This window comes from Mycobacterium sp. URHB0021, from assembly GCF_054057895.1.
In genome coordinates this window covers 5721917-5741551 of the sequence record NZ_JBSRZT010000002.1, presented here as the reverse complement: position 1 = coordinate 5741551, position 19635 = coordinate 5721917, and the positions used below count along the sequence as shown (strand labels likewise).

Annotated in this window: 12 protein-coding genes and 4 pseudogenes; 12 read left to right on the top strand and 4 right to left on the bottom strand. The window is 66.1% G+C overall.

Annotated features, from left to right (window positions below; genetic code table 11):
- Positions 1-2: 2 nt before the first annotated feature.
- From ACVWWN_RS30740 to ACVWWN_RS30730, 3 genes and pseudogenes are all read left to right on the top strand, one after another.
- The gene (locus tag ACVWWN_RS30740) at positions 3-4157 is read left to right on the top strand and encodes a SpoIIE family protein phosphatase (RefSeq protein WP_457147219.1); all 4155 of its coding nucleotides are present in this window, start codon (positions 3-5) and stop codon (positions 4155-4157) included.
- Entirely contained in the window at positions 4157-4483 is a 327-nt protein-coding gene (locus ACVWWN_RS30735; RefSeq protein WP_457147218.1) for an STAS domain-containing protein, read from the top strand. Before ACVWWN_RS30740 ends, ACVWWN_RS30735 begins: the two co-directional genes overlap by 1 nt.
- Before the next feature lie 254 nt (positions 4484-4737).
- Positions 4738-5690 (top strand): annotated as a pseudogene (locus ACVWWN_RS30730) (alpha/beta fold hydrolase).
- A 37-nt stretch (positions 5691-5727) separates the two neighbouring features.
- On the opposite strand, the gene ACVWWN_RS30725 reads toward ACVWWN_RS30730, so the two are convergent.
- Positions 5728-7044 carry a DUF1254 domain-containing protein gene (locus ACVWWN_RS30725; protein ID WP_457147217.1) on the bottom strand — a complete coding sequence of 439 codons (1317 nt, stop codon included), beginning with the start codon at positions 7042-7044 and terminating at the stop codon, positions 5728-5730.
- Positions 7045-7256: 212 nt separating this feature from the next.
- Between ACVWWN_RS30725 and ACVWWN_RS30720 the strand changes: the two are divergent.
- Positions 7257-7640 (top strand): annotated as a pseudogene (locus tag ACVWWN_RS30720) (DUF1214 domain-containing protein).
- 332 nt (positions 7641-7972) lie between these two features.
- On the top strand, positions 7973-8338 hold the full coding sequence (locus ACVWWN_RS30715) for a hypothetical protein (RefSeq protein WP_457147216.1): 366 nt from the start codon (positions 7973-7975) through the stop codon (positions 8336-8338).
- Between the two features lie 73 nt (positions 8339-8411).
- On the opposite strand, the gene ACVWWN_RS30710 is transcribed toward ACVWWN_RS30715, so the two are convergent.
- A complete protein-coding gene (locus tag ACVWWN_RS30710; RefSeq protein WP_457147215.1) occupies positions 8412-9896 on the bottom strand; it encodes a hypothetical protein in 1485 nt (494 codons plus the stop codon).
- 602 nt (positions 9897-10498) lie between these two features.
- Here ACVWWN_RS30710 and ACVWWN_RS30705 point away from each other — a divergent pair.
- The 5 genes and pseudogenes from ACVWWN_RS30705 (at position 10499) to ACVWWN_RS30685 (ending at position 16232) form a co-directional block, all read left to right on the top strand.
- Entirely contained in the window at positions 10499-13273 is a 2775-nt protein-coding gene (locus ACVWWN_RS30705; RefSeq protein WP_457147214.1) for an AAA family ATPase, read from the top strand.
- Positions 13274-13559: 286 nt separating this feature from the next.
- Complete coding sequence (locus ACVWWN_RS30700) at positions 13560-13793, top strand: hypothetical protein (RefSeq protein WP_457147213.1); 234 nt, start codon at positions 13560-13562, stop codon at positions 13791-13793.
- A gap of 41 nt (positions 13794-13834) precedes the next feature.
- On the top strand, positions 13835-14521 hold the full coding sequence (locus ACVWWN_RS30695) for an NAD-dependent epimerase/dehydratase family protein (protein WP_457147212.1): 687 nt from the start codon (positions 13835-13837) through the stop codon (positions 14519-14521).
- Positions 14518-15655, top strand: a pseudogene (locus ACVWWN_RS30690) (epoxide hydrolase family protein). The gene ACVWWN_RS30695 and the pseudogene ACVWWN_RS30690 overlap by 4 nt, the downstream one beginning before the upstream one ends.
- 31 nt (positions 15656-15686) lie before the next feature.
- Positions 15687-16232, top strand: coding sequence for an LOG family protein (locus ACVWWN_RS30685; protein ID WP_457147211.1), 546 nt, complete (start codon positions 15687-15689; stop codon positions 16230-16232).
- Here the strand turns inward: ACVWWN_RS30685 and ACVWWN_RS30680 are convergent.
- Positions 16229-17059: an oxidoreductase gene (locus ACVWWN_RS30680; RefSeq protein WP_457147210.1), complete on the bottom strand. Its 831-nt coding sequence runs from the start codon at positions 17057-17059 to the stop codon at positions 16229-16231. The genes ACVWWN_RS30685 and ACVWWN_RS30680 overlap by 4 nt on opposite strands.
- Positions 17060-17113: 54 nt before the next feature.
- Positions 17114-17343: pseudogene (locus tag ACVWWN_RS30675) on the bottom strand (thiolase C-terminal domain-containing protein); the annotation flags it as partial.
- A gap of 59 nt (positions 17344-17402) precedes the next feature.
- Between ACVWWN_RS30675 and ACVWWN_RS30670 the strand changes: the two are divergent.
- Together ACVWWN_RS30670 and ACVWWN_RS30665 are read left to right on the top strand one after the other, a co-directional pair.
- Positions 17403-18302 carry a LysR family transcriptional regulator gene (locus ACVWWN_RS30670; RefSeq protein ID WP_457149343.1) on the top strand — a complete coding sequence of 300 codons (900 nt, stop codon included), beginning with the start codon at positions 17403-17405 and terminating at the stop codon, positions 18300-18302.
- Between the two features lie 72 nt (positions 18303-18374).
- Entirely contained in the window at positions 18375-19595 is a 1221-nt protein-coding gene (locus ACVWWN_RS30665; RefSeq protein ID WP_457147209.1) for an MFS transporter, read from the top strand.
- Positions 19596-19635: the final 40 nt, after the last annotated feature.

Here is a 19635-nt window from a genome sequence, read left to right as displayed (position 1 = left end):
GGGTGAGCGCCGAGGACGCTGAAGGCGGCTTACTCGCCGCGGTGTTCAGCGCAGACGCCGAGGTTGGTCGTGATCTTGCCCAGGTTGATTGGGCGGCCACTGAGCTCGGACGGCCGTCGGGATGGCCGCAGAGCCTGCAAACGGCGTTGAGCGTGGTGCTCTCGTCCCGCTTCCCGATGTGGATGGCGTGGGGTCCGGAGCTCACTTTCTTCTGCAACGCCGCCTATCGCCGCGACACCCTGGGCCGCAAGTACCCGTGGGCCCTGGGCAGGCCGGCCACTGAAGTGTGGGCGGAGATCTGGAACGACATCGGTCCACGGATCGACAGGGTCCTGTCGTCGGAGCAGGCCACCTGGGATGTCGGGCTACTGCTCTTCCTGGAGCGGTCCGGATATCCGGAGGAGTCGTATCACACGTTCTCCTACAGTCCGCTGCGTGATGACGGCGGGCAGGTCGTCGGCATGCTGTGCGTGGTCAGTGAGGACACCCAGCAGGTGATCGGCGAACGCCGGATGGCGACGCTGCGTGATCTGGGATCCGATCCCAGCGTGGTGCGCACCGAGGAAGAGATGCTGGCCTTCTCGGATCGCCAGCTCGACCAGAATCGGCGCGACCTACCGTTCACCCTGACCTACCTGTTCGACGACAACGGCGACGCGCGACTCGCGGGTGCGAGCGGGGTGGCCGCCGGACATCCGATCGCCCCGGCGTACCTGTCGTCCGACGGTGCCGCCGTCTGGTCGGTGCAAGAGTCGGCTCGCGGTGAATCGGTGCTGATCGCACTCGACGGTGCGACGTTCCCGGAGCTGCCCACCGGTGACTGGCCCGAACCTCCCGCGCAGGCACTCGTCGTGCCGCTGCTGCAACCCGGTGATGCGCCCAGCGGGTTCCTGGTGGCGGGATTGAACCGTTACCGCCCGCTGGATGAGGGCTATCGCGGCTTCGTAACGTTGGTCGCGACACACATCGCGGCGGGAATCAGCAGTGCCCGCAGCTACCGCGCCCAGCAGACCCGGGCCGAAGAGCTGGCCGAGCTGGACCGCGCCAAGACCACATTCTTCTCCAATATCAGCCATGAGTTCCGCACACCGTTGACCTTGATCCTCGACCCGGTGGCCGAACTGCGTGGCCGAAGCACCGGTTTGGACGAGCAGACCCGGGAAGAGCTCGATGTCGTGTGGCGCAATGGTTTACGACTCACCAAACTGGTCAACACGCTGCTGGACTTCTCTCGTATCGAGGCAGGCCGCACCCAGGCGCGCTACGAGCCGGTGGACCTCGCGGCCGTCACCGCCGAGCTGGCCAGCGTATTCCGCTCGGCCGTCGACCGGGCCGGCCTCAAGTTCGGCGTCGACTGCCCGCCGATGGACGAACCGATCTACATCGACCGTGACATGTGGGAGAAGGTGATCCTCAACCTGCTGTCCAATGCGCTGAAGTTCACCTTCGACGGGTCCATCTCTGTCAAGGTGCATCGCGAGGACAACGAGGCGGTCGTGACCGTCGCGGATACCGGAATCGGTGTGCCCGCCGAGGAGATGCCGCGGTTGTTCGAACGGTTCCACCGCATCGAGACCGCACGCGCGCGGTCCAACGAGGGCAGCGGTATCGGGTTGGCACTCGTCAAGGAATTGGTGGTGCTGCACGGCGGCGGCATCAGCGCTGACAGCACCGAGGGTGCCGGCACCTCGTTCACCGTTCGACTGCCGTTCGGCGTCACGCACCTACCCGCCGACGCGGTCGCTTCGACGGGACGCGCCGTGGCAGCCTCGGGTCTGGCGGAGCCATTTGTGCAGGAAGCTCTGCGGTGGGTGCCCGGCGACAGCACGGCGCTGCCTGTTGCGTCGACCGAGACCGCCCTGACGTCCGACTCCGGCGTCTCCGGCGCCCCGGCCCGCGTCCTCATCGCCGACGACAACACCGATATGCGCGAATACCTGACGCGCCTGTTGCGCAGCGCCGGTTACCGCGTCACGGCCGTCAGCGACGGCGAAGAAGCACTGACGGCCGTTCGCGCTGATGTTCCCGACATCGTGGTCAGCGACGTGATGATGCCCCGACTGGACGGGCTCTCCCTGGTGGCGACGTTGCGCGCCGATCCGCACACCGCCGCGGTGCCGGTGCTCCTGCTGTCGGCCCGCGCCGGCCAGGAAGCGTCCATCGAAGGTCTGCGGGCCGGTGCCGACGACTATCTCGTCAAACCGTTCGCCGCTGCCGAACTGCTCGCGCGCGTGCGCGCCAGCGTCGAACTCGCGCGCCTGCGCAATCACCATGCGCACTTTCGCACCGCGCTCGTTCAGTCGCTGCAGGAAGCCTTCTTCGTCTGCGACGAGCAGGGTGCAGTCATCGAGATCAACGCCGCCTTCACCGACATCCTCGGGTACGGCGCCGACGGGCTGCCCTACCAACCGTTCCACCCCTGGTGGCCCTCAGCGGACACCGAGCCCGACGCCCACCGGCAGGTGGCGGCCGCATTCGCCGACCTGATGAGCCAACCGCACGGCACCTTCACGGTTCCCGTCACCCATCGCGACGGACACCGGCTATGGGTCACCGCCGCGTTCAACCACGTCGAGGAACCCGACACCGGCCGGCGCGTCATGGTGGGCACCTTCCGCGATGTCACCGCTGAGCACTACACCGTGCAGCGCGAGTCCGCACTGGCCTCACTGAATCAGCAGCTGGCCCAGTCCGACACAGTCGACGACGCTGTGCGCGCCGCCGCCGGTGAACTGCGTGGTGTGTGGAACGCGCGCCGGGTCGTGGCCGTCACCCTGCCCGCGGAGGGCGCCATTTCCGGTGCGCCCGACCTCGTGTGCGTCGGCCAGCCCGCGCGTTGGGCAGACCTGACCCCCGTCACACGCGAGAAGATCGGCGCTCTGCGCGACGGTGAATTGCTCAACCCGGACACCGCCGAAGCTGGAACCGCGGGCATCGCCATGCAGCATCCGGCGGGCGTGCTGGTGATGTCGATCGAGCTGGCCGAGCATCGGCCTTTCAGTGCGGAAGACCGCACGCTACTCACGGTGCTGGCCGGCCGCCTCGGCCAGGGCCTGCATCGGGTGCACCAGCACGACCAGCAGCGGGAAACGGCGTTGGCGTTACAGAACGCGATCCTCGGACCGGCCGTGTCGAGCGGATTCGCGGTGCGGTACCAACCGGCGACCCGCCCGCTTCAGGTCGGCGGCGACTGGTACGACGTCGTGGATCTGGACGACGGCCGCATCGCGTTGATCGTCGGCGACTGCGTCGGCCATGGGCTCGAAGCCGCGACGATCATGGGGCAGCTCCGAAGTGCTTGCCGCGCATTGCTTCTCGAACACCCCAGCCCGGCCGCCGCGCTGACGGCCCTGGACCGGTTCGCTGCGCGGCTGCCGGGTGCGCGCTGCACCACCGCCTTCTGTGCCGTGCTCAGTCCCGACACCGGCGAGTTGGTGTACTCCAGCGCCGGACATCCACCGCCCATCCTGGTGCAGGCCGATCGCACCATGCGGCTGCTCGAGGATGCGCGGGCCACGCCGCTTGGACTGCCGTACGACCAGTCCCGTCCCGAAGCCCGTGACGTCATGCCGCCGCGGGCAACATTGTTGCTCTACACCGACGGCCTCGTCGAGCGTCGTCGCGAACCACTCGACGCAGGGATTGCCCGAGCCGCCGACCTGGTCCAGGACAACCGTTCGACCGCGCTGGACGATCTGGCCAACGAGATCATGTCCGGGCTCGCGCCCAGCGGCGGCTACCAGGACGACGTCGCTCTCCTGCTGTACCGCCAGCCGGTCCCGCTGGAGGTCGAGCTCGCCGCCGACGTAAGTGAGCTCGCATCGACCCGCGCCGCGCTTCGCGGATGGTTGGGCCGGGCCGGGGTCGACCCCGATCAGTCCATCAACGTGCTCATTGCCGCCGGTGAGGCGCTAGCCAACGCCATCGAGCATGGTCACCGCAACAGCACCGGCGGCACCATCGTCCTGCTCGTCTCCGCGGTGGCCGACCGGTTACACATCACGGTCACGGACGCGGGATCGTGGAAGCCGCCCGAGCCGGTCGCCTCCGCCCACCGCGGACGCGGCATTGCCCTGATGCGGGCCCTGATGCACGATGTCACGATCCAGCCACTTGCCACCGGCACCACCGTTCACATGCACTCAAGGATCGCCTGATGGCCACGCCCCTACGCCTCGGTATCGACCGACGAGACGACGGCACGCTCGTACTTCAAGCGGCCGGCGAACTCGACCTGAGCAATATCGATGCCTTCAGCCAGGCCCTTGCGGACGCGTTGACGAAAGCGTCGACCGACGGCGGAACGGTGACCGTCGATCTCCGCAGGGTGGAGTATCTGGACAGCGGCGCCATCAACGCCTTGTTCGCGCGGGCCGGTCACATTCGCCTGATCGCCAATCCGATACTCATGCCGGTCCTCGAAATCAGCGGCCTGACCGACGTCGCCCAGGTGGAAGCGGCGTCGCCGTCGTCCGACCACTGAGCGGCCAGGGGTCAGGGCTGCTTGCCTTGGCGCTTTTCGCCGTGTTCTCCACGATGACTTTGCCTGCCGTCTCGGAGAAAGGCATTGATCAGCGTGGAGAAGGACGGCGGGATTCACCGTTCTTGACAAAAGGCTGCGTCTTGTCGAAGGGCTGGCGGGTGTGTTTGGGTGGCGGAGAGCGTTGAGCTCTCGGCCGCCAGGGGCGGTGGTGGCCGCGGTGTAGGTGTGCTTGGCGACTTCGAAGGGGCACGCGGATGGCTGAGGCTGTCGAATCTGATTCGGTCCTCGACGGCTCCGGCGTCGAGGCGCCAATTGCTCCGTGGGTGCGACGGGCTTCGGACTGCTGGAACTCTGTGCGCCCGGGGTGGGGGCGAAGTTGGCCCTCGAGTTGTGGTGCACACCGCCGGTGATGAACGCGAGCTTGCGGATGCCGCCCGGTATCTCGGCGGGCACACCGGTCGCGGCCGTCTGGGACGGACACCGAACGACGGGTGAATACTGGGGCGACGGGCCACCGGTGTACCTGGTGCACGGCTGGGGTGGTTGCCAGGCGCATCTGGGAATCTTCGTCAAACCGCTCGTCGCGGCGGGACACCGCGTTATCGCATTCGACCTGCCCAGCCACAACGGGTCTGACCCGGGCGATCTCGCGCCCGGGCGCACGACGATCGTCGAATGCGCCCGAGCGGTGCAGGCCTTCGTGGAAGCCCATGGTCCGGCGCGTGCGATCGTGGCCCACTCCCTGGGCGCCAAGGCGGCCGCGCTGGCTGTGGCGCAGGGTTCAGAAGTCGAACGCATGGTCTTCCTGGCGCCGATGGGCGAGTTCTCCTTATACCTCGACGCTTTCGCCGAACGGCACGGTTTCGGGCCGCGTATCCGTACCGGCTTGCATCGCCGCCTCGATCGCCGCCTCGGCGTACCGCTGCTCGACACCGACATCCCCGCGGTGGCCGCCGCCCGCACCGATAACCCGCCGCTGTTGGTGGTCCATGACCCCGACGACCCCGACAGCCCCTACACGGCGAGTGAGCGGATCGTCGAAGCGTGGCCAGGGGCGCAGTTGGTCACCACCCGCGGACTCGGCCGCTTGGCGCATTACCGCATTCTTCGACATCGTCCCGCCATCACCGCCACCGTCGATTTCATCGGGGGTGCGCGCACGGACGCCGCACCGACGAAGACCACGGGAAACCACTTCGGCGATTGACCCTCTCCCGCCCGGCTTCAGGTGCGACAGCTCATTTTCACTCGCGCGTTGGTTCCTGACGCACGGCGGGGAGTTTGTAAGTCTCGTCCAACACTGGTGCCAGGGGGGTGTAGTACCGCATGGTGAGGTTGAAGCTCCCGGCGGGCGCGGGCAGCCAGTTGCACAGCAGATCCTGGGGTGGCCTCGCGTGCTGGAGGTAGATGGTCAAGGACCCGTCGGGATTCTCGGTGAGGCTGTCTGTGGTGCTGCCGATGGAGAAGCGGTCGATCTCGTTGGCAGTGAACAACATTGAGCCGTCATACATTGCGATGTTCCACATGCCCGCGACGGGTGGTGTCTGGCCGGGCTCGAAATGCAGGATGTAGGTGTTGGTTCCGTCCAGTGGCTGATTGTCGGAGTCGACGGCGGTGTTGACGTAGACGACCTGGTCGGCGACTTCGGTACCTACCTGGTTCTTGGTGTTGGCGGCGTTGAGCGCCCAGTCGTAGCTGCACCGTCCCGATGCCATTGAGCCGCGCCATCCATTCACCGTGTCGCTCATTGTGCGCCAGCGCTCGTCGGCGATCTCCTCGATCACAGGCGCGGCGCGGCGCAAGCCAGCCAGGGTCGACTCGTCGAGCGACTGCCAGTCGAAACCCTTGCGGACGCTGAGCCCGATCGTCGCGAGCGTCCGCACGAATGTGTCGTTGACGTCGGAATGAGCCGACAGCATGTACTTCATCGCCGACCCGAGTCGGTCGAAGTGAATGAGATCGTCGGAGGCGGTGAGTGGCGAGAAGGCGATCGGACTGTAGTCGACCTCCGCGCCCGCGATGCCGTCCCGCAGATACTCGGGCAGCGGTCTGATCGCGAAGCCTTCCTGAGCCTGCACCGCACCAGGGAGGTCGCCGGTCCCGTGCACCGCGATACGCAGACCGACAAACCCGATATTGGTAGGAAACCCGACCTGCATCATGTCGCCGGGAACGGCGCCCCGAAAATCGGGACCGGTGATGAGATACGCGCCCGGAACATGCGGGCGGGAGCCGCCGATATTGAGGACGACGTCGTCGAACGCGTCACCGATCTGCACAATGAACCAGCGGTCGTCGCTGAGTTCGGGGACGTGGATGACGACAGGACCGTCCGCGAGATCGAGAACTGCGTATCCGTCGATGGTCAGGTTGTTGGGGGTGACGACGAATCGGTCGTCGGCAGTCTTGAGCCTGTTGAATTTCTGAAACGAGTTGTGCCCGACCCCTTTTATCGCAAGGGTACGAGGAAACGCCTCCACTCGATGGGCCAGCGGGTACCCCCAGAGTCCGGCCTGAACCCCTAGGGTGTAGGCATTCTCTTCCCGCTCGGTGCTGCTCATCGTCATCGCCTCCCACTTGCTGTGTCGATGTTCGACTCGACAGGTTGTGAAGGAGATTGTCCCGCGCGACGACCACCGAACCGGGCGATCGGCCAACCGCGGGTTCCCGCGAATTGGTCGAAGCATCCGAGGCCGGCTTCAACGATCCCGACAGTTACCCGGTGGACGACCGGGGCGTCACCTATTCGTCGGCATTCTCCAGCGCCAAGAAAATGGGCGCCGGCCAGTACTACCTCATGACCATCAACGACAAGGACGGCAACCCGTTGGACGGAGCGGCGACCTACCGACTGCCCGTACCACCCGACGTCCGGGTCACGCTGTACTGGTCGACGACGGCCTACGACCGCACCACGCACACCCTCATCCGCGAGATGCCCTGAGCCAGTCCATCATCGAACACACCGGGTCTGCACGTCGAAGGCGACGGTTCAGTCGATCTGTATTTCGCGCCCCAGCCCCCAGCCGGAAACGAAACGAACTGGATCCCTACGCGCAGGGGAAGTCGCTTCGAGGTCCTCTGCCGCTTCTACGGTCCGCAGAAGCGGTTCTTCGACAAAATCTGGCGGATGCCTGACATCGAACGGGTGCACTGAGGCCGTGACCGTCGTCCTGGCGCTGCGTTGTGCGAACGACATTGTGCTGGCGTCAGACTCGCAGATAACAGATGCCGGCAGGGGACTGACGTATCCCGCGCAGAAGCTTCACCCGTTGGGAGACCACGCCGCGTGGGGTGGCAGTGGATCACGCGCGGTGCTCTACGACATCGAACACATCTTCAACGACGAAGCCGACGCCGTCGTCGAGGCGAAAAACATCGGACACGCTCTTCAATCGAGGGTGCTGCCCGTGCTCAAACATCATTACGAGAACTTCATCCCGAACGTGCCGGGCCAGGACTCTGCAGGCACCCCCGCCACCTATGTGCTTGCGGGGTTATGCCGGCGACGTCCCCTTCATTGTCGACCTCGATCCGAACGGGCTCATCGGACATCACGAGGAGACCGGATTCCAGGCTGTCGGCAGCGGCGCGCCGATGGCTCAGCAGGCACATGCGTTGCTCGCGCATTTTCGGATGACCGAACGCGACATCGACTATGGAGTGGTCGCAGCGCTTCGCGTGCTCGACGCACTGGACGCGTCATCACCCAGCGTCGGCGGCCCGATGGACCTCTGCCGAATCACTCCGGACGGAGCCAGGCACTTGGGCTCGGACGAAGTGGACGATGTTCGGGCGCAAGTGCATCGATGGATCGAACTCGAACACCGAGCACTCGATCAACTCTTCGGCTAGAGGTAAACGGCGGTAGGCCTCCTCCGTCACGCGGATGGAGGAGGCCTACCGGTCGTTTCGAAACTGTCGAGGACTACTTGCCCTTCGACGCGGAACCGCTTGCCTTCGAGGCGTGGTTCTCGCCCTTCTCGGCGCCCGCACCCGACGTGCCGGAGTCGGAGGGCTTCGATGCGCCCGCCTGCTCCGGCGAGCCTTCGTGGCCTGCGGTGGATCCTGTTGAGCCACCCGCCTTGCCGGTGTTCGAAGCCGAGCCCGCGGAATTCTGCGGCTCCGACTTGTTGCCGGACTTGGTGTCGGTGCCGGACTTGGTGTCGGTGCCCGACTTGGTGTCGGTTCCGCTCTTCACGGCGCCGTCCGAGGCATCGGTTGACTCCGGCTTCGTCGAATCCTTTGTGGTGCTGTCGGATTCAGTACCGGTGGTGGCGTCGGAAGTGTCCTTCGTGGCGTCCGTGGAGTCCTTCGGCGTGTCGGCACCAGTGCCGTCGGTCGCGTCGGGCGTCTGAGGGGACGGCTTCGTCGTGTCAGTCCCGGCTGCGGTGTCTATGGCGGGCGCCGCCGTCGCGGGAACGCTCGCCGCGGTGCTGCCGGTCGCCAGGTTGACCGTCGTGGCCGCCGTCTTGGGAAGGCTGGCGACCTGGGTCTGCGGTGGAGGTGCTGCCGCAGCTACCGTCGGCGGTGTGATCGCCTTGGCGATGTTGTGCAGTATCTGCTGTAGCGCCGCAATCGGTCCACCGGTGTTGACGAACAATCCGTTGGGCCCTTCGACGATGCCGGCCGCACTGAGCAGACCGCCGGCAAAGACGGGGATACCTGGCGTGACCAGTGGGCCTAGGTCGGGCCCGTAGCCGCCGTTGAGGAAGCCGTCCGCGATCGTGGCCGGAGCCGTCGCAATGGCGCTCAACACCCCGAGCGGGTCGCCCGCGCCGGCGGCGTTGATGACGTTCTGGATCGCGACCACGGCGGCTGCCGGCGTACTGATCAGCGGTGCGATGAAGCCGCTGACGAGCAGCGCGCCGGTGATCGGATCGACGTTGAAGGTATTGATGGCGTTGATCATGTTTTGCAACGGCGCGGTGAGAAACGCCGACAACTCGGGAAGCAGGCCGATGGCGGGCAGGGCTGCGCCCACGGGGACCGTCAGCAAACTATTCACCGCACCCGAGACGTTGCCGCTAAGCAGTTGGTTCACCGCAGCCTGCAGCAGCGGCGGCGCCTGAGTGTTCAGCGCGCTGGCGATTTCCCCGCCGGTCGTCTGAAGCGCACCGGCGAGCGCATCGAAGTTGTTGGTCTGATTTGTGATGACGTCCTGCAGGAACTCTCCCAGACTTCCGTTGGTGCCTATCGCGCTGGCGTTGGCAAGGGCGTCCTGGAACACCTTGGCGTACACCTCGAGCGGGTTCACCACGGCGGCTAGGTCGACGTCCGCCATGTGGATCGCCGGCAGGTGTACGGCGGGCAGGTGGATGTCCGGTATCGGCGCGATGGTCGCCGTGGCGACGAGACTCGCCCCGACGAGCGCGACGCCTGCCGCATATCGAGGACGAACGGCTGCTTGCATGTGGAACCCCTTGGACTGGATGTGATCACGAACACGGCGGAACTTACTTGCGAGTAACGTCACAAGCAGCGATGACTAAACCACCATCGCGATTGCTTGCCCATCACACGAATTGACTATCTTTGGGGCCACACGTGACGGAGTTAGCCGGAACACGCTGTCCGGAGGGTATTTACACTGACGGCGCGCCATCGCGGTGCCGCGGATGTGGTCGCCCACGCTGGGCCCGACCCTGTAATCAGACCCCTCGTGACAGACGTTTGGGATGTCGCTGTGAGCCTGCATCCGTCACCGAGTGCCTGTGAAGACTCACAGACATCAAGGTCGTTCGTTCGCATTACCCGCCAGCCGGTATATGACGGCGACGGGGGAATCACTTTCACGCTTGTCTGCGTTCATCAAGACATCACGCGGTTGCCCTGAAGGGACGGTGCTGCCGACCGAGGTCGCAGTCAGGCGGCTCGGGTGAGACGGATTGCTTGCGGACGGATCGACCCGGGAGGTGGGCCCGGATGTCACCCGTTCGCACGATCTGAATGGGCGCCCGCCCGGTGTGCGGCGTCCGGGGTGTCGACTTCGGGGCATGACGGGATGGACGACTGATGGCGCAGGTCGCTCTCAGAGGACGCAGCGAGGCGATGTCCCGCGCGCTCGATGCGTTGCGCCGCGTATCCCGAACCGGGCAGGGCGCTCTCGTGGTGATCAACGGCGAGCCGGGGATCGGCAAGTCGGCGGTGCTACGTGCCATTGTCGAACAGGCCTCCCGCGCCGGGTTCAGCGTCGGCAGCGGCAAGGCCGAACAAGGCGACCAGATCGCCCCGGGTGCGCCACTTCTCGTTTCGCTTCGGTCCGGCCCTCAACCATTGCTACCGGGCGAGGCATTCGCCAGCCTCGCGCCGCTGTACGACAAGCCGCTCTGGCTCGTCGATCGGATCAGTGCCCTGCTGGAGGAGTTGGCCGTACACGCGCCGGTGCTGATTGCCATCGACGATGTGCAATGGGCCGACCGGCTGACCAGGTTTGCGCTACGGGTGCTGCCGGCCCGGCTCGCGGGATCTCCCGTAGTGTGGGCGGTCTCCAGCAGGTGGGCCCCCAGCGATCCCCTGGAAGAGATGATCGCGGGCACCGACGGGGCCACCACGCTCACACGCATCGCCCTCGGTCCGTTGACGCTCGACGACATCGACGATCTTGCGACCGATCGGCTGGGCGCACAGCCCTCGCCGCAGACCCGCAAGCTGCTCGGCGGGGTTGGCGGCAACCCGTTCTGGGCCGTTCAGGTGATCGACGGACTCGCCCGGCGACACGAACGGGGCCAGGGCCTTGGCGACCTCCACGCCGAGTTGTCGGTCGGTGTGCGCGGGCGCCTCGTCGGGCTGTCGGAACAGGCAGCCGCCCTGATCCGGCTCGCCGCCGTATGGGGACGTGCGCTCGGCATCGCCGACGCCGGACGTCTGCTAGGGGGCGTTTCGGAAGCACAGATGGGGATGCTGGCCCGCGAAGGCGTCGACAACGGCCTCCTGGGCAGCGCGGACGGGGAGTTGTTTTTCCTCCACGACTTGGTCCGTGATGCCGTGTACGCCGACATCGCTCCCACCGATCGGCGGGCGCTGCACCGCCTCTGCGCACGATACGTCGTCGGTGACGGCAGGTCGGCGCTGGCCGCCGCGACGCACTTTGGCGCGAGTGCCACCCGAGACGACGAGGAAGCCGTTCTCGCTCTGGAACAGGCGGCGCGCGAATGCCTGGCTTCGATGCCGGATCAGGCAGCCGAACTGGCCCAACAGGCTTTCGCGCTGACGTCGGACACCCATCCACTATGGCTGCTGGCCGGAGAACGTACCGCCGAGACGTTGGTCAACGTTCAGCGGGAGGGTGAGGCACTGGCGATCGCTGATCGACTCCTGTCGGTCGCTGTCGAGCCGGAGGCCATCGCCCGCATCGAACTGCAGGCCTGCCGGGCGCTGTGGTGCACCGGTGACTACGTGCAGGTCCAACGGCGCGCCGACGGTGCGCTGGCACAGGGCGGTGTCTCTCCGGCGCTGCGCGCTCAACTGGCCGCAATGCAGGCGCTGGCCGCAGCAGGCACCGAACCGGCGGCGCGGGCCGAGGCATTGGCTCAGGCCGCGCTCGCCGAGGGCCTGCGACTCGCGGACACCCAATCGCAGCGGCTTGCCGTCATCGCGCTGATCGAGGCCGCCCGCAATGAGGGCCGTCATCAGCTCGCGCTCGAGCATTTCTCCGATCTCCGCCGACTGTCGGCCTGGGCGCATCAGGCGGAAGAGATCCGGACACTTCAGCATCTGGACCGCTACGACGACGCAGAGGCCATGCTGGCCAAGATCCGCGACGCCCAGGATGCCGTCGACCGCCTGCTGCCGTCGATGCTCTACGCCCAGATGTGGCAGGACCACAATCTCGCCCGTTTCGATGCCGCCGAAGCGGGAGCGCGCACGCTGTTGACGCTTGCCGACGAGACCGGAAACCACGCATACCGGCTCAACGCTCGGATGGTGCTTGCTGCGGTGGCGATCTACCGCGGCGATCTGGGCCGAGCGGCGGAGTTGGTCAAACCCGTCGAAGGCGACGCGGAGTCCTCAGAGGAGCTTCGCGCGCCCCGCCTGGATCTGATCCGGGGCTGGGTGACGGCCAAAGTCGGTGACTTCGACGCCAGTTTGGCGATTCTGCGACCACTGCTCGACACCGCGCAGGGGTCTCACGAATCCTGGCCGTGGTTGCCGCCGTGGATGCGAGTGCTGGCTCGCATCGGACTCGAGGCCGGCGATCGGCAGTTCGCTCTCGACGCGGCCCACATCGCCGACCTTGTGGCCCAACGCAATCCGGGCGTTCCGACACTTGATGGGACAGCGCTCCACATCCGCGGCGCGTTGGCCGATGATCCCGGGGTGCTCGCCGAGGCGGTGCGCCTGCTCCGGGACTCGCCGCGGCCCCTCGTGCTCGCCGACGCGCTGAATGACCTGGGGTCGATGCTGCTCGAGCAAAACCGGAAAGACGCGGGTATCGCGGCGCTCGTGGAGGCAGCGGAGATCTATCGACGGGTCGGCGCGGTCTCGAGCAGTCGCTCGGTGGCGGAACGTCTCCGCAGCCGCGGTATCCGTGGCGTCCGGATAAGTCATCCCGCGCAGCGGCCGCCGACGGGGTGGGCGGCACTGACGCCGACCGAATTGCGCGTCGTCGCGCTGATCAGCACGGGGCACACAAACCGTTCCGCCGCAGTCGAGTTGGGGGTTTCGCCCAACACGATCAACACGCATCTGCGGTCGGTCTTCCGAAAACTCGATGTGAATTCACGCGTCCAACTCACCATCGCCTTCCGAGAGCGGCCGTCCGACGACGGACGACACGCACGCGACTGACCGCCGCGCCGAATGTAACGGTGCGGCGAAAGTATGAGAAGAACGGCGCCGTAACGTTACGGTCGCTTTCCATCGACGAATGCTTTTGGTCCTGAACGCCTTTCGGGGCCGTCTCACTCGTCCCGCAAGCCTTCCGCCAGCATGCGCTCCAAATCGTGGCCAGCAAAAGTTGCCCATCGATTTACCTTGAGAATGGACCAGAATTCTATGCCACTCCGCGCGTAGCGTCGAAGTATCAGCTCGAAATCAGTCCAGTTCTCGGACCGTCGAACCAAGGAGTATCACCATGCGAGTCAACCCGACATACCTGACACCGCTGCTCGCGGCGGTCGCTGCCGCGGCAGCGATCATGACCGCACCGGCGGCGGCGGCGGCTCCGATCCCCTTCCACAAGAACTGCATTTCGACCGTCACGGGAAAGACCTGTCAGTCACCGGGCAACGTGGAGATCACCGGCACCGCCCCGGTCGTCAGCTTCTATCCCTACGGAAACATGCCCTACCTGCTCGGTAACCACTGACGCAGCGGCGGCGATAGACCAACTCACAGAAAGAAAGCGCGATGACTATTTCACGCCTTACAACCACGGCGCATGTCCCCGAAGGCTCGACCAACGGCGTCGGCGCCGCAGGGACAGGCATGCGCATCTTCCTTGCCGGCGCCTCCGGTGCCATCGGCAGACGGCTCGTGCCACTGCTGATCGACGCCGGCCACACGGTCGGGGCCATGACCCGGTCCGACGAGAAGGCCAGCGGACTGGCCGCGATGGGCGCGCAACCGATCGTCTGCAATGTCTTCGACCGCCAGGGTCTCAGCAGATCCGTTCGCTGGTTCTCGCCCGACCTGCTTCTGCACGAACTGACGGACCTCCCCGACGCTCTGGACGACCTGCCGGAGGTGTCCCTGGTCAATGCGCGCATCAGGCGCGAGGGCACCCGCAATCTGCTCGAAGCGCTGGAGAACCTCCCCCAGACGAAGATCGTGGCCCAAAGCGTCGCGTGGACAATGCGTCCCGGCCCGGAGGCCGACGCGGTCGCTTGGCTCGAGGACGCCGTGCTCGCGGTGAACGGCGTCATCCTGCGGTACGGCTACTTCTACGGGCCCGGCACCTATTTCGACGGTGACCTTCCGCCCGCCCCGCGCGTTCACATCGACTTCGCGGCGGCACAGACCGTCAACGCCCTCAGCGAGCCTGCCGGCATCATCACGGTGGTCGACGAATCGCGCTCCGACAACGGTTCTCGATGAGCAAGCTCCGGCCGTTTCGGATCGACGTCGGCGACGACGATCTCGCGGATCTACGCCTGCGGTTGTCCCGGACACGCTGGCCCGACAACGAGCCCGTTGACGACTGGAGCCAGGGTATGCCCTTGGCATACACCCGCGACCTGGCCGCCTATTGGCTGAACGGCTACGACTGGCGTGCGCGGGAAGCCGCCCTGAACCGGTTCGAGCAGTTCCTCGTCGACATCGACGGGCTCGACATCCACTTAATCCACCACCGATCCCGCCATCCCGACGCCTTCCCACTGCTGCTCACCCACAGCTGGCCCGGGTCGACCGTCGAGTTCCAGAAGGTGATCGAGCCCCTTACCAACCCGACCGGGTTCGGCGGGCGAGCGAAGGACGCCTTTCATGTGGTCTGCCCGTCGCTTCCCGGTTATGGCTTCTCCGGCAAGCCCGCCAAAATAGGTTGGGTGGTCGGCAAGATCGCCCAGGCGTGGAACACCCTGATGGTCAGCCTCGGCTATCACCGCTACGGCGCCCAGGGCGGCGGCTGGGGCGGCGCGGCAGTGACCAACCAGATCGGCCGAAATCGCGGACGGTGCGTGGCGATCCACACCACCATGCCGGTCAGCACGCCTCCTTCGAACCGTACCAACCAACCGACCGACGACGAGCGGCGGGTACTGACCCAACTGGCGCACTACGACGGTCTCGAATCGGGTTACTTCAAACAGCAGGCCACGCGGCCACAGACGCTGGGCTACGGACTGGTGGATTCTCCGGTCGGCCAAATGGCTTGGATCATCGAGAAATTCAGAAGCTGGATGGACTGCGACGGCCGATCCCGAGAACGTGCTCACGCGCGACGAACTGCTCGACAACGTGATGATGTACTGGGTCAACCGCTCGGCCGCGTCGTCGGCCCGGTTGTACTGGGAGAGCGCCGACTTCCTTAGGGCCGTGGCCCGCGTCGACTTGCCGACGGGTATCGCGTCATATCCCAAAGACATCTTTCGCTTTCCATACCGGTGGTGCGAGGAACACTACAACATCGCCCGCTGGTCGAGGATGCCTCGGGGCGGACACTTCGCGGCGTTCGAACAACCCGAGCTGTTCGTCGAGGATCTTCGGGCATTCTTTAGGTTGGTGCGATGACCTTTCGTGCGAAGAGAATTCGAGGCTGTCCATGAGAATCTGTGTCTTTCTCTCCGCCGCTGATCTCGACGAGCGCTACACGCGGCCGGCCCGCGAGTTCGCCGAGCTCATCGGCGGGGGCGGCCACACGCTGGTATGGGGTGGCTCCGATACAGGTCTGATGAAAGTCGTCGCCGACGGAGTGCGGGAGTCCGGTGGCCGGCTCGTCGGCGTCTCGGTCGAGTTCCTGCGGACCTTCGCCCGCGAGGACGCCGACGAGATGGTGATCGCCAAGGATCTCGCCGAACGGAAGGCGCTGCTGCTGGCCGGAGCGGACGCCGTGGTCGTGATGGTCGGTGGGCTGGGCACGCTGGATGAGGCCACCGAGATTCTCGAGTTGAGGAAGCACCGTCGGCACGACAAGCCGGTGGTCCTGCTGAATGCCGCGGGCTTCTACGACGGCTTGGCGATCCAGCTTCAGCGGATGGAGGAGGACGGGTTCTTGCCGGTGCCACTCGCCGAACTCGTCTTCTTCGCCGACGAGGGCGCTGCCGCGCTCGACTATCTGGAGACCATGCGAAGCCAACCGCGCAGTTAGGAGTCGAAGTCGGTACTGGCCGAGAGTTCCTCCCACCTCGCGATCTCCTTCGTGCGCTCGTCCGCGATGTGGCGGTAGGCGGCCAACGCGTCGGGCCCGAGGAGCAGGAATGCCGGTGGGTCCGTTGATCCGACGGCGGCGATGATCGCCGCACCGGCCTTGCCCGGGTCGCCGGCCTGGGTGCCGTGCATGGTGTCGTTCTCTTTGCGACGTTGCCCCGCCGTCGCCGCATAGTCGTCGATGACTGTGGACGACTGCGCGAGCGAGCGCCCCGCGAAATCGGTTCGGAATGCGCCGGGTTCAACGATGGTGACCGAAATGCCCAGCGGAGCAAGCTCACCGCGCAGTGCTCCGCTGACGCCTTCCATGGCGGCCTTCGCCGCGGCGTAGTAACCCGACCCAACCGGGGTCAGCTGGGCGCCGATCGATGAGATGTTGACGATCGCACCCGACCGACGGGCGCGCATGCCGGGTAGGACCGCCTTGATCATCGCGACGGTGCCGAAGAAGTGCGTCTCGAACAGCACGCGGACATCGGCGTCGTCGCCTTCTTCGACCGCCGCGCGGTAACCGTAACCGGCATTGTTGACCAGCACATCGACTCCGCCGAAACGTTCCTGAGCTTGACTGACCCCCGAGCGAACCTGCTCGAAGTCGGTCACATCGAGGGCGACCGCAAGCACGCGATCCGGTGCGCTGTCGGCCAGGTCGGCGACTTTGCGGATATCCCGCGCGGTCACGACGGCGTTGTGGCCGGCGCCTATGACGGCGTCGGCCAGCGCGCGGCCGAGTCCGGTCGAGCAGCCGGTGATGAGCCAGGTGGACATGGATGCTTCCTCTCTCTTGCCCCTACCGACATACAACAATTGCATCGTTTCCTGTCAGCACGTCAGCAGCATGCATCCCGCGATCGGCCCACCTCCTGCCGCATCGACCGCCACTTCGGGCCGCCGGACCATCTGACGGTCGCCGGCCTGACCGCGCAGTTGAAGGCACGCTTCCTGCAACGCCAGTAGCCGTGCATGCGTCCGGCGCACAGTTGTCCGCCATAGGTGCTCAACGGCAGTGCGCCGTCGAGCGCGATCGGCGTCGCACCGGCGACGAACCGACCGCCGATGCGGTGACAGCATGTCGGCCACCGACTTCATGCCGTTTCGTTATCGTCGAGCAGTGCATCTCGAGGAACTGAAGTGGTTCGTCGTTCTCGCCGAGACCGAACATGTCACCGAGGCGGCCGATGAACTGGCGGTCAGCCAGCCGACGCTGTCGCGGGCCTTGGCTCGATTCGAGGCCCAAGCCGGCACGCCGCTGTTCGATCGGGTGAACCGGCGACTCCGGTTGAACGCGTACGGCGAGATCATGCTCGAGCATGCACGACGCAGCATCGCCGAGATGCAGTCCGCCAGTGAGCGCATCGCGGCGTTGCGCGACCCCAGTACCGGACGGGTCCGGTTGGGATTCCTTCATTCGCTTGCGAGTTGGTACGTGCCGGAGCAACTTCGACGCTTTCGTCAGTCGGATCCCGGTGTCAGATTCGACTTGTTCCAGGGTCCCGCTCACGAAATCACCCACCGTGTGCTCAATGGGCAGTCCGATATTGCGATCACCGCGCCGCGTCCGGAGGCGCCCGGCTTGGCCTGGCACCGGCTGTATGTCGAACGACTGTGCCTGGCTGTGCCCCGCGGGCACCGCCTGGCGGCGCGCGCCCGAGTGCGATTGTCCGCCGCGGCGGGGGAGTCGTTCATCGTGCTCGGCAGCCAGTCCGGATTGCGGCACCTCACCGACGTCCTGTGGGCGGAGGACAACCTCGATCCTGACATCGTCTTCGAGGCCAGCGAGATTCCCGCGGTGGAGGGGCTTGTCGGTGCTGGATTCGGCGTCGCTGTCGTCCCGGTTCCCGGAGACGGCGGACGGTCCGACGTGGTCCACGTACCGCTCTCCAACGTCGGGGCCAAGCGCGAGGTGGGCTTGGTGTGGGACCCGGATCGAGCACAATCGCCGCCGGCAGATCGCTTCGTCACATTTCTCAAATCGTCCTCGGACCGACCCCGGCCGGCCGAACAGCGATGATGTGCCAAATGTATGGACTTGCTTAGAGCTATGCATTAGACACATTAAACGCCGCCTCCTACCGTTTCACCGGTGACGATCGAGGATTCGACTCCCCGGACCTGGGCCGGACACGCTCGCGGATCTGCCGCGTACGGTCGGCTGCTTGCCGCGTTGTTCTGCGCGGGTGTCGCGACGTTCGCTCAGCTCTACTCACCGCAGGCAGTGCTCCCGCTGATCTCCGCGGACCTGCACGTCGGCGCTGCAGACGCAGCGCTGATGATCTCGGCTTCCACCGTAGGCCTGGCCATCGGCGTCATCCCGTGGTCCACCCTGGCCGACCGCATCGGCCGGGTGCGGGCGATATCGATGTCGGTGACCGTCGCAACTGCGGTCGGGCTACTGGTCCCGTTCGCGCCCACCTATCAATTGCTGCTGGCCGGACGGTTTCTCGAAGGTCTGGTCGTCGGCGGCGTGCCCGCCATCGCCGTCGCGTACCTCACCGAGGAGATCGACCCCTCACACGCGACACGCGCAGCCGGCACGTTCGTCGCCGGAACCACCATCGGTGGTCTGCTGGGACGGCTGGTCTCCAGTCCCGTCGCGGAGGTCGCCGGATGGCGAATCGGGGTCTTCACCGTCGCGCTGATCTGCGGACTGGCCGCGCTCGCCTTCGTCAAGCTCGCCCCGCAGCCCCGTGGCTTCACTCCCTCGAGGCGCTCGGGCGGCCGCCCAGGGGACAGCCTGGCCGACCGCTTGGTCGCCAACCTGCGATCCCGCAGGCAACTCGCGCTCTTCGCGCAGGCGTTTCTGCTGATGGGCAGCTTCGTGGCGCTCTACAACTTCCTCGGATTCCGGTTGACCGCGGCGCCGTTCTTCCTTTCGCCGTTCGCCGTCAGCCTGGTGTTCCTGGCCTACCTCGCCGGGACTTGGACCTCGTCGCTGGCCGGTGCGAAAGCCACTCGATTCGGTCGGAAGCGGGTGCTGTTGGTGTCGGTCGCGGTCATGGTCGCCGGAATCGCGGTCACGCTGAGTGACAACGTGATCGCGGTTCTCCTCGGCCTGGTGGTCGCCACGGCCGGATTCTTCGGCGCCCACTCCATCGCGTCGGGCTGGACGGGCCAGTCGGCTCCTACCGGCAAGGCACAGGCCTCGTCGCTGTACAACTTGTTCTATTACGGGGGGTCCAGTGTGGTCGGCTGGTTCGGCGGGGTGGCCTTCGACGGAGGTGGCTGGACGGCCGTCGCGGTGACGATCCTGGTGCTTGCCATCGTCGCCGGGGCCGTTGCGGCGGTGTTCCTACCCGAGAATTAGCCGCCGCACTTGTCGATCGCCCCCGCCGGGACCGGCGTGA

Bases quoted from the DNA above. Each gene is read 5' to 3' on its own strand.
- ACVWWN_RS30735 (WP_457147218.1), top strand. From the start codon at position 4,157: ATGGCCACGCCCCTACGCCTCGGTATCGACCGACGAGACGACGGCACG.
- ACVWWN_RS30725 (WP_457147217.1), bottom strand. From the start codon at position 7,044: ATGAGCAGCACCGAGCGGGAAGAGAATGCCTACACCCTAGGGGTTCAG.
- ACVWWN_RS30710 (WP_457147215.1), bottom strand. From the start codon at position 9,896: ATGCAAGCAGCCGTTCGTCCTCGATATGCGGCAGGCGTCGCGCTCGTC.
- ACVWWN_RS30705 (WP_457147214.1), top strand. From the start codon at position 10,499: ATGGCGCAGGTCGCTCTCAGAGGACGCAGCGAGGCGATGTCCCGCGCG.
- ACVWWN_RS30700 (WP_457147213.1), top strand. From the start codon at position 13,560: ATGCGAGTCAACCCGACATACCTGACACCGCTGCTCGCGGCGGTCGCT.
- ACVWWN_RS30695 (WP_457147212.1), top strand. From the start codon at position 13,835: ATGACTATTTCACGCCTTACAACCACGGCGCATGTCCCCGAAGGCTCG.
- ACVWWN_RS30685 (WP_457147211.1), top strand. From the start codon at position 15,687: ATGAGAATCTGTGTCTTTCTCTCCGCCGCTGATCTCGACGAGCGCTAC.
- ACVWWN_RS30680 (WP_457147210.1), bottom strand. From the start codon at position 17,059: ATGTCCACCTGGCTCATCACCGGCTGCTCGACCGGACTCGGCCGCGCG.